At 72.8% G+C, this 12,938-nt stretch carries 13 protein-coding genes; 5 read left to right on the top strand and 8 right to left on the bottom strand.

Features of this window, described 5'->3' with window-relative positions:
• Positions 1 to 75: 75 nt before the first annotated feature.
• The 3 genes from WBQ80_RS11335 (at position 76) to WBQ80_RS11325 (ending at position 2,842) form a co-directional block, all read left to right on the top strand.
• Positions 76 to 1,263 (top strand): ROK family transcriptional regulator, encoded by a 1,188-nt coding sequence (locus WBQ80_RS11335; RefSeq protein ID WP_336571604.1) that lies wholly within the window; start codon positions 76 to 78, stop codon positions 1,261 to 1,263.
• A 131-nt stretch (positions 1,264 to 1,394) separates the two neighbouring features.
• Entirely contained in the window at positions 1,395 to 2,072 is a 678-nt protein-coding gene (locus WBQ80_RS11330; protein WP_336571655.1) for a YqaJ viral recombinase family protein, read from the top strand.
• Positions 2,069 to 2,842: an alpha/beta fold hydrolase gene (locus tag WBQ80_RS11325; RefSeq protein WP_336571603.1), complete on the top strand. Its 774-nt coding sequence runs from the start codon at positions 2,069 to 2,071 to the stop codon at positions 2,840 to 2,842. Before WBQ80_RS11330 ends, WBQ80_RS11325 begins: the two co-directional genes overlap by 4 nt.
• Here the strand turns inward: WBQ80_RS11325 and WBQ80_RS11320 are convergent.
• A complete protein-coding gene (locus tag WBQ80_RS11320) occupies positions 2,829 to 3,548 on the bottom strand; it encodes a Pr6Pr family membrane protein (RefSeq protein ID WP_336571602.1) in 720 nt (239 codons plus the stop codon). The genes WBQ80_RS11325 and WBQ80_RS11320 overlap by 14 nt on opposite strands.
• A gap of 144 nt (positions 3,549 to 3,692) precedes the next feature.
• On the opposite strand from WBQ80_RS11320, the gene WBQ80_RS11315 reads away from it, so the two are divergent.
• A complete protein-coding gene (locus tag WBQ80_RS11315; protein WP_336571600.1) occupies positions 3,693 to 5,078 on the top strand; it encodes a cryptochrome/photolyase family protein in 1,386 nt (461 codons plus the stop codon).
• On the opposite strand, the gene WBQ80_RS11310 is transcribed toward WBQ80_RS11315, so the two are convergent.
• Complete coding sequence (locus tag WBQ80_RS11310; RefSeq protein ID WP_336571599.1) at positions 5,062 to 5,697, bottom strand: GNAT family N-acetyltransferase; 636 nt, start codon at positions 5,695 to 5,697, stop codon at positions 5,062 to 5,064. The two genes, WBQ80_RS11315 and WBQ80_RS11310, sit on opposite strands and share 17 nt — an antisense overlap.
• A 147-nt stretch (positions 5,698 to 5,844) precedes the next feature.
• Here WBQ80_RS11310 and WBQ80_RS11305 point away from each other — a divergent pair, with 147 nt between their 5' ends.
• Complete coding sequence (locus tag WBQ80_RS11305) at positions 5,845 to 7,194, top strand: ATP-binding protein (RefSeq protein ID WP_336571598.1); 1,350 nt, start codon at positions 5,845 to 5,847, stop codon at positions 7,192 to 7,194.
• Between the two features lie 69 nt (positions 7,195 to 7,263).
• On the opposite strand, the gene aceB is transcribed toward WBQ80_RS11305, so the two are convergent.
• The 6 genes from aceB to WBQ80_RS11275 all read right to left on the bottom strand — a co-directional run bounded on the left by aceB (position 7,264) and on the right by WBQ80_RS11275 (position 12,871).
• Positions 7,264 to 8,931 carry a malate synthase A gene (gene aceB, locus WBQ80_RS11300; RefSeq protein WP_336571597.1) on the bottom strand — a complete coding sequence of 556 codons (1,668 nt, stop codon included), beginning with the start codon at positions 8,929 to 8,931 and terminating at the stop codon, positions 7,264 to 7,266.
• Between the two features lie 35 nt (positions 8,932 to 8,966).
• Positions 8,967 to 10,289 (bottom strand): isocitrate lyase, encoded by a 1,323-nt coding sequence (aceA, locus tag WBQ80_RS11295; RefSeq protein ID WP_336571596.1) that lies wholly within the window; start codon positions 10,287 to 10,289, stop codon positions 8,967 to 8,969.
• A 300-nt stretch (positions 10,290 to 10,589) separates the two neighbouring features.
• Positions 10,590 to 10,763, bottom strand: a complete 174-nt coding sequence (locus WBQ80_RS11290) for a hypothetical protein (protein ID WP_336571595.1) — start codon at positions 10,761 to 10,763, stop codon at positions 10,590 to 10,592.
• Positions 10,764 to 11,082: 319 nt separating this feature from the next.
• Complete coding sequence (locus WBQ80_RS11285) at positions 11,083 to 11,667, bottom strand: DUF3618 domain-containing protein (RefSeq protein WP_336571594.1); 585 nt, start codon at positions 11,665 to 11,667, stop codon at positions 11,083 to 11,085.
• Positions 11,664 to 12,149, bottom strand: a complete 486-nt coding sequence (locus WBQ80_RS11280) for a phage holin family protein (RefSeq protein ID WP_336571593.1) — start codon at positions 12,147 to 12,149, stop codon at positions 11,664 to 11,666. Before WBQ80_RS11280 ends, WBQ80_RS11285 begins: the two co-directional genes overlap by 4 nt.
• Complete coding sequence (locus tag WBQ80_RS11275) at positions 12,149 to 12,871, bottom strand: hypothetical protein (RefSeq protein WP_336571592.1); 723 nt, start codon at positions 12,869 to 12,871, stop codon at positions 12,149 to 12,151. The genes WBQ80_RS11280 and WBQ80_RS11275 overlap by 1 nt, the downstream gene beginning before the upstream one ends.
• Positions 12,872 to 12,938 lie beyond the last annotated feature (67 nt).

The following is a 12,938-nucleotide window of genomic DNA, read 5'->3' as shown; positions in this document are numbered from 1 at the left end:
TTCGGCAAAAGTCGACAGGCTCGTGACGAGTTCGTGATCTGACAGCAGCAGAGTTCCGTGTGATTTACTCGATCCATGGTCGACATCAGTCGAGGCTCGGCGCTCGGCGTGTCCGGAGCCAGCGAGCTCTTCCAGCTCCTGCGCGACGGCGCGCCCCGCACGCGTGCCTCGCTCGCGCAGCTCACCGGCCTCGCGCGTTCGACCGTCGCCGCCCGCATCGACGAGCTCATGCGACTCGGCCTCGTCACGCCCGTGGCCGACGCCGCATCGACCGGCGGACGGCCCTCGTCGCAGTTCGCACTCAATCCGGGGGCGCGCATCGTCCTCGCCGCCGACCTCGGCGCCTCCCACGCGACGCTCGCCGTCACGGATCTCACGGGCACCGTGCTCGCCTCCCGCGCCGAGCGCATCGACATCGCGGCCGGCCCCGAGGCGGTGCTCGGCTGGCTCGTCGAGCACGGCCTCGCCCTCGTGGACGAGGTCGGCCGCGACCGGCGCGACCTCGTCGCGATCGGCATCGGCGTGCCCGGGCCGGTCGAGCACGACACGGGGCGACCGGTGAATCCGCCGATCATGCCCGGCTGGGACCGCTTCGACGTTCCCGGCTGGGTGCAGCAGCACGTCGAGGTGCCGGTGCTCGTCGACAACGACGTGAACATCATGGCCCTCGGCGAGCGCGCGCTCGCCTGGCCGAACGTCGAGCATCTCGTGTTCGTCAAGGTCGCCACGGGCATCGGCTCGGGCATCATCTCGGGCGGCCTCCTCCAGCGTGGGGCGCAGGGCATCGCCGGCGACATCGGGCACGTGCAGGTCGCGCGCGGCGCGAGCGTGCCCTGCCACTGCGGCAACCGCGGATGCCTGGAGGCGCTCGCGTCCGGGCCCGCGATCGCCAGGGCGCTCCGCGAGCAGGGCGTCGCCGCGGGATCCGGCAGCGACGTCGTCGACCTCGTCAAGCGGGGCGACCTCGACGCGATCCAGGCCGTGCGCCAGGCGGGCCGCGACATCGGCGAGGTGCTCACCGCGTGCGTGAGCCTGGTGAACCCGTCGGTGATCGCCATGGGCGGGTCGATGGCGCGTGCCGGCGAGCACCTCATCGCCGGCGTGCGCGAGGTCGTCTACACCCGTTCGATGCCGCTGGCCACCGAGCACCTGCAGATCGTGCAGTCCGCCGCGGGCGCGAACGCCGCGGTGCTCGGCGCGAGCATGCTCGCGATCCATCACGCGCTGTCGCCGGAGGGCATCGACGCGCTCGCCGCACGCTGAGCGGCGACGGCCGGTCCGCCCCGTCCCGTGCCGGGGCGACCTCGGCGCGGTCGGCGGCGGACGACGGCAGCCGGAGGTACCGTGGGAGGGTGACCCAGCCGTTCGCCCTCTTCGACCTCGAGGGCGGTGAGATGCGCGCCGCGACCCTCGTGCCGCAGCGGCATCCGCACGAGCAGCGCGTGGTGGCCGACGCGGGCGATCGCGTCGCGTGGCTGCGGGCCCGGTCGCGGGGAGTGACGGCGACGGATGCCGCGAAGCTCGCGTCCGAGGCATCGGTGCGCACCGCCGCGAGCGAGAAGCTCTACGGCACGCGCGGTCGCGGGTTCGGCGGGAGCCGGTTCACCGACCACGGTCGCGAGCGCGAACCGGTGATCGCCGCGTGGGTGCACCGCGAGCACGGCCTCGCGCCCTCCGCGCTGCTGTTCCACGCCGAGGCCGACCGCCGCCACCTCGCGACGCCCGACGGGCTGCGCGTGGGTGCGAACGGCGCGGTCGAGCTGTGCGAGATCAAGACGACGTCGAAGCCGTGGCGCGGCATCCCGCGCAGCTACCTGCGGCAGGTGTGGTGGCAGCAGTACGTGCTCGGGGCCGAGCGCACCCTCGTGGTGTGGGAGCAGCACGACGGGTTCGTCCCGATCGGCGAGCCGCAGTGCCGCTGGGTCGATCGCGACGAGAACCAGGTCGCGATGCTCGTCCGGCTCGCGAACCTCCTGCTCGAGGCCATCCGCCCGCAGCCGGGAGTCGCCGAGCCGGCGGGCTTCCACGAGCGACCCGACCGCGCCTTCTACCGCCCGGGGCCGCTCGCGTGAGCTTCGTGCTCCTGCACGGCCTCGGCGCCGACCGCGCGCAGCCGCTCGGACTGTTCGGCCCCGTGCTCGACTCCCTCGGCGCGGGCGCCGACGCGGTCGCCGCGCCCGACGTGCGCGCGCACGGCGCATCGGATCGGCTCGGCGGGCCGAGCGACTTCGTGCTCGATCGCCTGGCCGACGACGTCGCCGCGGCGGCTCGCGGAGCCGTCGGCGTCGCGGGGCCGGTGACCCTCGTGGGCATCTCGATGGGCGCCGCGATCGGCCTCCGCATCTGCCTGCGCGAGCTGCTTCCGGTCGAGCGCGCGGTGTTCGTGCGGCCCGCGTTCGGCGACCGGTCGCTCCCCCGCAACCTCCGGCCGTTCCCGGTCATCGGCGAACTGCTGCGCGAGTTCGGACCGGGCGAGGGCGCCGAGCGGTTCCGTCGCACCGAGCCCTACTCCCGGGTCGCGAGCGAGTCGCCCGCCGGCGGCCGCGGACTGCTCTCGCAGTTCGCGTCTCCGGATGCCGCGCGGCGGGCGATCCGCCTCGTGGAGATCCCGCGCAACCGCGCGTTCGGCTCCGACGCCGAGCTCGCACGGCTCGCTGCACGCGGCATCCGCTCGCTCGTGGTCGGCGCGCCGCGCGACCCCGTGCACCCGTTCGCGCTCGCCGAGCGCTGGGCGGGCGGGCTCGGGGCGCCGCTCGAGCGCGTGCCCGCCCGCGACGACGGGCAGGCGGCGCAGACCGCCGCGATGCGCGACGCGGTCGGCGCGTTCCTCAGCCGGCGGTGACCGGCTCGCCGCGCTCGCCGTCGAGGTCGCGGTCCCGGTCGCGGCCGCTCGTGCGGGACCGTTCGGGCAGCGGCGCGATCTCGTGCGGCCAGGGCGTGCGGCTGAGACCCACGATGCCGGCGCCGACGAGCAGGATGAACGCAGCGATCGCGATCACGTAGACCGCCACCCCGCCGTAGCCCGCTTCCTGCGCCGGGTCGAGGAACGGATACGGGTACCATCCGACGATCGGGCCCCGGAGCAGGGTGCAGACGACCCACGCGAGCGGGAACAGCGCGATGGTCCAGAGCCGCTGCCACGGGATCGGATGCCGCCCGGGGGCGAGCACCCAGTCGAGCAGGACGCACAGCGGGGCCCACACGTGCAGGATCTCGTTCGACCACGGCACCGTCGTGGCCTGGTCGAGCGAGACCTCGCGGAGCAGCAGGTTGTAGACGACGAACGTCGTGGTCATGTACGTGACCGCGCACGCGCGCACGAGGTCGAACCAGCCCGGATCATCCGGGCGCGTGAACGCGATCCACGCCCCGACCAGCATGAGCCCCGCCGTGAGCGCGTTCGAGAGGATCGTGAAGAAGCTGAAGAAGTTCACGACGAACGCCGCCCGGTCGGCCACCATGCTCCACGACACGACGAACTGGCCGACGATCGCGACGACGATGGCGGCGGCGACCAGCAGCCGCAGGATCCCGAACAGCACGCGCATCCCGTCCCCTCCCGACTCCCCCGGTGCTCGCAGCCTAGAGCGCGCTCGCGGATGCGCGGCTGGGGAATTCCCGCGAAAGCCGTCGGGGCGTATCCGCAGAGAACGCCCAGCGATCGGGCGGCGGGGCTCGGCTAGCGTCGAGCCATGAGCGCCGCGCCCTCGATCGTCTGGTTCCGCGACGACCTGCGGGTGGCCGACCACCCGGCGCTGCACGCGGCGGTCGAGCGCGGCGAGCCCGTGGTCGCGGTGTACGTGCTCGACGAGGAGTCGCCCGGCATCCGCCCGCTCGGCGGCGCCGCGAGGTGGTGGCTGCACCACTCGCTCGCCTCGCTCGCCGGCGACCTGCGCGAACTCGGCGTGAAGCTCGTGCTCCGACACGGGCCGGCCGGCCGCGTCATCCGCTCGCTCGTCGACGAGACCGGCGCGGGCGCCATCTTCTGGAACCGCCGCTACGGCGGCCCCGAGCGCGAGGTCGACACCGACCTGAAGTCCGCGCTCGCCGACGCGGGCCTCGAGGTGCGCAGCTTCGCCGGATCGCTCCTCTTCGAGCCGTGGACGATCCGGACCGGCTCCGACACCCCGTTCTCGGTGTTCACCCCGTTCTGGAAGGCCTGCCTCGCCGCCGACGAGCCGCGGCATCCGCTGCCCGCCCCGACGCCCGGCGACCTCACGGGGGTCGGCGGCGCCCACGGCCGCGGCGGACCGGCGAGCGACGACCTCGACGAGTGGGACCTGCGGCCCACCGACCCCGACTGGGCGGGCGGCATCCGCGAGACCTGGGAGCCCGGCGAGGCCGCCGCGCACGAGCGCCTCCGCGAGTTCCTCGACCACGACCTGCGCGACTACGCCACGGGACGCGACCGGCTCGACCGGCAGGTCACGAGCCGCCTCTCGCCGCGCCTGCGCTGGGGCGAGCTCAGCCCGCACCAGGTGTGGCACGCCACCCGCGACCGGGCCGGCGGCACCGAGGGCGCGCGCAAGTTCCTCTCGGAGGTCGGCTGGCGCGAGTTCGCGTGGCACATCCTGTTCCACTTCCCCGACCTCGCCACCAAGAGCTGGCGCAGCGAGTTCGACGCGTTCCCGTGGCCGCGGCTGAAGCCGTCGGCCCTCACCGCGTGGGAGCGCGGCCGCACGGGCGTGCCCGTCGTCGATGCGGCCATGCGCGAGCTCTGGCACACGGGCGTCATGCACAACCGCGCACGCATGATCTCGGCGTCGTTCCTGACGAAGAACCTGCTCATCGACTGGCGGCGCGGCGAGCAGTGGTTCTGGGACACGCTCGTCGACGCCGACCACGCGAACAACCCGTTCGGCTGGCAGTGGGTCGCCGGCTCCGGGGCGGATGCCGCACCCTACTTCCGGATCTTCAACCCCGAGCTGCAGCGCGAGAAGTTCGATCCCGACGGCGCGTACGTCGGGCGCTGGGTGCCCGAGTACGGCACCGACGACTACCCCGAGCCGATCGTCGACCTCAAGGCCACGCGCGACGCGGCCCTCGCGGCCTACGAGCAGGTCAAGGCAGCACGCTGATCGGCCCGGTCGCGGGCGGCGCATCCTCGGCGAGCGGGCGCTCGAGCACGTAGTCGTGCTCGAGCCGGTCGCCGACGCGGAACCGCTTCGTGCCGACGACCTCGAACCCGTGCTTCTCGTAGAAGCGGATGGCGCGCCGGTTCTCCTGGTTCACGCCGAGCCAGACCACGGACGCCCCGGCGCGCGCCGCGGCGTCGAGGGTCGTCTGCATGAGCGCGCCGGCCACCCCGGCCCCGTGCACGGAGGGGTGCACATACATCTTGCTGAGCTCGATCGCCGGTCGCGCGGTGACGGATGCCGCGGCATCCGCGTCGGCCGGCACGCCGCCCTCGGTCGAGACGAGCATCGACCAGCCGATGAGCCCGCGGGTGGCGACCACCTCGTCGGTCGTCGCCAGCGCCGCGCCCGCGGGCGAGCCGTCGGGTTCGGCGACGAACACCGTGCGCTCGGGGTCGGCGAGGTGGTTCACGAAGTGCGGCTCGGTGAGGTGGCGTGCGATGAAGTCGGCGATCGACTCGGCCGTCGTCGAGGGCGGGCAGGCGAGCGGGAACGTCACGGCCGCGAGCCGCGCGAGCGCCTCGGCGTCGGCGGGCCTCGCGGGTCGGGTGAGTACGTCCACGCCTCGACGCTACCGGGCGCCGCCCGCGAATGGCAGGACCACGCTTCGGCGGCAGCCGCCGCTCGCCCTCGACGCCCGGCGTCGTCGCGTGAGAGGGTGTGGTCATCCGGCGGTCGACGGGGCACCGCCGCGGCGGAGGGGGTCCGGATGTCAGGGGTGCTGGCCGCATCGGTCGACGGCAGGTCGTTCACCACGAGCGCGGGCGAGGGCGCGCCCACGGGCACGCTCGTGCGCCTCGAGACGACGGGCGGCGCGTGGCTCGGGCTGATCGAGGCCGCCTCGCCCGACGGCGCCGAGGTCGGGCGCGTGCTCGGCGTGATCGACGACGACGGGAGCCTCGACCAGCGGTCGGATGCGCCGTTCCGAGACGCGCACGTGCGGCCCGCGGACGCGGCATCCGTCGACGCCCTGCACCGCGCCAGCCGCGCGACGCTCGAGATCGGCTCGATGCTCGCCTCGCCCGGACCCGCGAAGCTGATCGGGTCCCGGTTCAACCGGCACACGTTCTGGTGCGGGCAGTCCGGGTCGGGCAAGACCTACGCGCTCGGCGTCGTGCTCGAGCAGCTGCTCGCGCACACGGCCCTGCCGATCGTGGTGTTCGACCCGAACTCCGACTTCGTGCGGCTCGGCGAGCTGCGCGAGGGGGTGAGCGGGCCGGATGCCGCGGCGCTCGCGTCGCGGAACGTGCGCGTGCTGCGCCCCAACGGGCCCGACCCGCTGCTCGTGCACTTCCGTTCGCTGCCGATCGAGGCGAAGGCCGCGATCCTGCGACTCGACCCGGTCGCCGACGCACGCGAGTTCAACACGCTGCTGCACTCCGACGAGGTCGCGACGGCGCTCGACAAGGACTCGCTGCTCGGCGAGCTCCGCGCGTCGGACGATCCCGGCCGCCAGGCGCTCGCGACGCGCATCGAGAACCTCGGCATGCTCGACTGGGAGGTGTGGGCGGGGCCGCGCACTCCCGTGAACGAGATCGTCGCCGAGCGGCCGGATGCCACGGTGCTCGACCTCGGCGGGTTCTCGACGCCCGACCAGCACCTGTCCGTCGCGATCTCGGTGCTCGACGACCTCTGGGCGCGTCGCGCGGAGCGCCGCGCCGTGCTGCTCGTGATCGACGAGGCGCACAACCTGTGCTCGCCCGATCTCGTGACGCCCCTCGCGATCGCGGTGCGCGAGCGGATCATCCAGATCGCCGCCGAGGGCCGGAAGTACGGCCTGTGGCTGCTGCTGTCGACGCAGCGGCCGTCGAAGATCCACCCGGGGATCATCTCGCAGTGCGACAACCTCGCGGTCATGAAGATGAGCTCGCCGGGCGACCTCGCCCAGCTCGGGTCGTACTTCGGGGTCGCACCGGCGGGACTGCTCGCCATGTCCCCGTGGTTCCGCCAGGGCGAGGCGCTGTTCGCCGGCGGCTTCGTTCCCGCCCCGACGCTCGTGAAGATGGGGTCGCGGCTCACGCCCGAGGGCGGCGGCGACGTGGGCGTGCCCATGCGCTGACGCGTCTCAGACGACGAGAAGCGGATGCCGCGGAGGCAGGGCCCCGCGGCATCCGCTCGTCTCGACCGGTCAGAGGAACCGGGCGTACGCCCCGACCGTCAGGAACGTCGGGAACTCGGGCTCGAGCGCGACCGACCGGAAGACCGAGATCGCGTCGTCGAACCGGTCGCCGTCGAATCGGGGCAGCTCCGCCACGGCCTTGGCCATGATCCGCACGATCGACGTCTGGTCGATGCGCGTGCCCTCGGCGGTGACCGTGTTGTCGTGCAGCCACTGCCACACCTGCGAGCGCGAGATCTCCGCGGTCGCGGCGTCCTCCATCAGGTTGTCGATCGCCGCGGCGCCGGTCCCTCGGAGCCACGACTCGATGTACCGGATGCAGATCGAGATGTTGTCGTACACGCCGGCCTCGGTGACCTGGCCGCCCACCGACGGGATGTCGAGCAGCTGCGCCGCCGTCACCTCGACGTCGTCGCGGAGGCGGTCGACCTGGTTCGGCCGCTCGCCGAGCACCGCGTCGAACTCGGCTCGCGCCGTCGGGATCAGGTCGGGGTGCGCGACCCACGTGCCGTCGAAGCCGTCGGTCGCCTCGCGGCGCTTGTCGGCCGTCACCGCGGCGAGCGCACGCTCGGTGACCTCGGGGTCGCGACGGTTCGGGATGAACGCGCTCATGCCGCCGATCGCGTGCGCGCCCCGCTTGTGGCAGGTCTGCACGAGCAGCTCGGTGTACGCCCGCATGAACGGCACCGTCATGGTGATCGACCTGCGGTCGGGCATGACCCAGCGGCGGCCGCGCGAGCGGAACGTCTTCACGATCGAGAAGATGTAGTCCCAGCGGCCGGCGTTGAGGCCGGCGCAGTGGTCGCGCAGCTCGTAGAGGATCTCGTCCATCTGGAACGCGGCCTGGATCGTCTCGATGAGCACGGTCGCGCGGACGGTGCCCTGCGGGATGCCGAGCTCGTCCTGCGCGAACACGAAGATGTCGTTCCAGAGCTTCGCCTCGCGGTGCGACTCGAGCTTCGGCAGGTAGAAGTACGGACCCCGGCCCTGCTCGATCAGCTTGCGGGCGTTGTGGAAGAAGTACAGCCCGAAGTCCACCAGCGAGCCCGACGCGTGCATCGCTCGGCCGGCGCGGTCGTGGAACCGCAGGTGCTTCTCGACGAGGTGCCAGCCGCGCGGGCGGAACACGATCGTCGGCGTCTCGGTCGCGGTGACGCGGTACTCCTTGCCCTCGGGGTTCGTGTACTCGAGGTTGCCGCGCAGGAAGTCGAAGAGGCTCAGCTGCCCCTCGACGACATTCGCCCAGGTCGGGCTGGTGGCGTCCTCGTGGTCGGCGAGCCACACCTTCGCGCCGGAGTTCAGGGCGTTGATCGCCATCTTCCGGTCGGTGGGGCCGGTGATCTCGACGCGGCGGTCCTCGAGGCCGGGGCCGGCGCCCGCGACGCGCCACGTGCCGTCGTTGCGGATCCACTCGGTCTCGGGGAGGAACTTCGGGTCGCGTCCGTTCGCCGCGTCGACGCGGGTCTGCAGGCGCTCGGCGAGCAGCTCGTGGCGGGTGCCCGCGAAGCGGTCGTGCAGGCGAGCGAGGAACTGCAGCGCCTCGGGCGTGAGGATCTCCTCGTACCGCTCGCCGAAGGGCGCGGTGACCTCGAGGTGCGGCTGCACCGTCTGGAAGGCGGGTGCCGTGCGGGCCGGCTTCGGCTCGTGCGTCGTCGGTCGGTCGATCGTGATGGTCATGGTCTCGTCTCCTTCGCGGGCGTGACGCCCGTCGATCAGTGCTGGAACTGCTCTTCCTCGGTCGATCCGACGAGGGCGAGGGTCGCGCTGTCGGGGTTCAGCGCCGTGGCGATCTGGTCGAAGTAGCCGGTGCCGACCTCGCGCTGGTGGCGCGTGGCGGTGTAGCCGTCGGCCTCGGAGGCGAACTCGGCCTCCTGCAGCTCGACGTACGCGGACATGGCGCGCTCGTTGTAGTCCTTCGCGAGCGTGAACATGCCGTGGTTCAGGGAGTGGAAGCCCGCCAGGGTGATGAACTGGAACGCGTACCCCATGGCGGCGAGCTCGCGCTGGAACTTCGCGATCTGGTCGTCGTCGAGGTGGCGCTTCCAGTTGAACGACGGCGAGCAGTTGTAGCTCAGGCGCTTGCCCGGGAACTTCGCGTGCACCGCCTCGGCGAAGCGGCGGGCGAGGTCGAGGTCGGGCTCGGCCGACTCGACCCACAGCAGGTCGGCGTACTCGGCGTACGCGAGGCCGCGGGCGATGACCGGCTCGATGCCGTTCTGCACGTGGTAGAAGCCCTCGGCGGTGCGCTCGCCCGTGACGAACGGCCGGTCGCGCTCGTCGTGGTCGCTGGTCAGCAGGGTCGCGGCGAGCGCGTCGGTGCGGGCGATGACGATCGACGGCACGCCCGCGACATCCGCCGCCATGCGGGCCGCGTTGATGGTGCGGATGTGCTGGCCGGTGGGCACGAGGACCTTGCCGCCCATGTGGCCGCACTTCTTCTCGCTGGCGAGCTGGTCCTCCCAGTGCACGCCCGCCGCGCCGGCCTCGATCATCTGGTGCATGAGCTCGTAGGCGTTGAGCGGCCCGCCGAAGCCGGCCTCGGCGTCGGCGACGATGGGCGCCATCCAGTCGCGGTCGTCGGTGCCCTGCTCGACCTGGCCGGCGCGCAGCAGCGCGTTGTTGATGCGACGCACGACGGCCGGGACGGAGTTCGCGGGGTAGAGCGACTGGTCGGGGTAGGTCTGGCCGGAGAGGTTGGCGTCGGCGGCGACCTGCCAGCCCGAGAGGTAGATGGCCTTGAGGCCGGCGCGAACCTGCTGCACCGCCTGGTTGCCGGTGAGTGCGCCGAGCGCGGCCGACCACTCGGGGTCCTCCATGGGCTCGAACGCGGTGCCGGTGTTCTTCCGGATGTTCTCCCACAGCTTCTCGGCGCCGCGGCGGGCGAGCGTGCGCTCCTCGCGGACCGGGCCGCGGAGGGCGATGACGTCCTCGGCGGTGTAGTCGCGCTTGACGCCCTCCCAGCGGGGGTCGGCGTCCCACTCGAGCTGCAGCTCGGCCGCGGTCTGGGTCTGGTCTCCGGGGCGGTTCGTGCTCATCGTGGTGCTCCTTCGGTGCAGCGGTGCGGATGTCTCGGTGTGTCCGGCCGGCGTCTCCTCCGACGTCGTCCGGGGGTCTGTGTCATCCACTCTGCGGGCGCCGGACGCACCCCGACCGCCGATCCGGGGGGTGAACTTTCCGCGTTCTTCCGCGCCGCGGAACAAGCCGCCCGCGTCGCCCCCTCCCCGCCCGATCTCACCGAGGGATCGCAGCACGCCGCGGCCGCGACGACCCGCGCGGCGTGTTGCGACCCCTCACGAGGCGCGAGGGTCGTGCGAGACCGGGGCGAGGGCCGGGCGTCAGTGGCGGGAGCGGAGCGCTGCGGCGACGCGACCGACGATCTCGTCGTCGCGCATCTTCCGAGACGGGCGGATGACCAGCCACCCGGACAGGGCGAGGTCGTCGTACCGCTCGAGGTCCCGAGCCCATTGCACCGGATCGGTCAGGTGGTGCGCCCCCTCGTACTCCACCACGACGCGTTCCGCCCGGAAGACGAGGTCACCCCTGGTCGTGCCACCGGGGTGCAGCAGGATGACGCCGTTCGGCTCGGGTTCGGCGGCGCCCGGCCTCGATCGCGACCCGGCGATGCCGACCCCGCGCGGAGCAGGTGTGACGCGGCGTCCGCCACGCTGAAGCTGCCGGAGCGGAGCTCGGGCGTCAAGGGGGCCGGTCGCGGGCGCGACCAGCGACGCGGCGTCTTGCGACCCCTCGCGGGGGCGGGGAAACGCCGCAACGCGATCCGGCGCCCGCTGCAGTGCAGCGGACGCCGGATCCCGTGTCGGGCGCTGGGCCCTAGTACTGGTACGTCTGGCCGGTGCCGGACGAGCCCTGCTGGGCCGCGTCCTTCACGTCGGCCGCCGCGACCTTGCCCTCGGTCTTGACGTTCTCAGCGGCTTCGCCGGCGCGGTCCTTGACGGACTGGACGGCGTCCTGTGCGTCGGACTTGAGGTTCTCCGCGGCATCCTGCGCCACGTTCTTGACCTCGTCGACGAGCGGACCGGCCGCCTCCTTCGCCTTCTCGGCGACCTGGCGCTCGGGGCGCGACGCCGGGATGAGCGACGACACGAGCCACGCGGCGCCGAAGACGATCAGGCCCGCGGCGATCGGGTTGCCCCGGGTGGCCGACGCGACGCGCTGCGGCGCCTGGCCGACCGTCTCGCCCGCGGAGTGCAGCGCACCCTGCGTGTTGCCGGCGGCGTCCTGGGCGCTGCCCATGACGCGGTCCTTCGCGCGACGGAACGCACCCTTCACCTTGTCGGCCTGGCGGTGCACGACCTTGCCGGGATTGACCTTGTCAGCGAGAGCGTCGACGTCCTCGCCGAGCTCGAGTCGCGTCCGTTCGATGTCGGAACGGATGGCGTTCGGATCGGTAGTCATCGGTTCTCCTCATTCCTCTTGAGCGTGTCCGGGATCTTCTTGAGGCTGTCCGCCGTGCGGGGCATGCCCTGCACGCGCTCGAACTCCTTCTTTCCCGTGAAATAGAGCACGGCCGCGACGATGGCCCAGAGGACCGCGACGATGACCGCGGACCAGCCGAGGCTCTCGATCAGGTCGCCGAGGCCCCACCAGAGTGCGATCGACAGGAACAGCAGGACGAAGTGCCCGGCGACGCCCGCGCCGCCGTACAGGCCCGCGCCCTTGCCCGCACGCTTGGCGGACTGGGTGGCCTCGGCCTTGGCGAGCTCGACCTCCTGACGCATGAGCGTCGAGAAGTCGCGGCTCACCTCGGCGACCAGGTCGCCGAGCGACGTGCTCGCGGCCTTCTGCTCCGACGGCGTCGGGATGTCCGCGGCGGGCGCTCCGGCGACGTGCGCGCCCGCGGATCGCGGATCGACGCCTCCCGTGTACGCGCCGCTCATCACGGAGCTCCGGTCACGTCGCCCCGACGAGTGTCATCGCCGGGGAACGGGTCGGCGTAGGGGTCCGTCCCGGTGACGCCGGTCGTCGGCTCCGCGCCCCACGTGGTCTGCGGGTCGGCCACGTGCTGGCCGCCGACCGTGCCCGTGCCGTACGTCCCGGAGGTGCCGGTGTACGCACCCGTGGCCGGGTACTCGGTCGTGACCGCGGAGTCGGTGCCGTAGGCATCCGTCGCGGTGAGCGCCCTGGCGTCGGCGTCCGACGACGAGTCGCTCGGTGTCGCGAGGGATCGCGTCAGTCGTCCGATGACGACACCCGCGCCCGCGGCGATCGCGAGGAAGACCCCCGGACGACGGCGAGCGTAGCGCTTGACCTCGTCGAGGAGGTCCTGCGGCTCGCGCTGGTCCAGCCACGTGGCGACCGAGTCGGCACGCGAACCGACGGTCTCGACGAGATCCCGGGCGAGACCGGACTGCGTCGAGGTCGCGGCCATCTCCGAGAACTGCGAGCCGACGTCGCGGATGCCGCCCGCGGCCCGATGCTGCTGGGTCGACGCCTGCGAGCGGACCTCGCTGCCGACCCGGCCCGCGAGGTTGCGGACCTGGTACTTCGCCTCCGACGCGACCGAGCGCGCCTCCTGCTTCGCGGTGTCGGCGACCCGGTGGCCGGCCGCACCTGCTTCCTGCTTGAGATCCGGATTTCCGGTCCCTGCGGTGTTCACCATGTTCGCCCCTTTCCTCTCCGAGGGCGGCGATCGGCCGCGCCTCGATGGCGGATGTGCACAGGTCACG

The organism is Agromyces sp. CCNWLW213 (genome assembly GCF_037199545.1).
Lineage (GTDB): Bacteria > Actinomycetota > Actinomycetes > Actinomycetales > Microbacteriaceae > Agromyces.
Note: the sequence above shows the minus strand (reverse complement) of the source record. Positions and strands in the feature narration are given on the sequence as shown.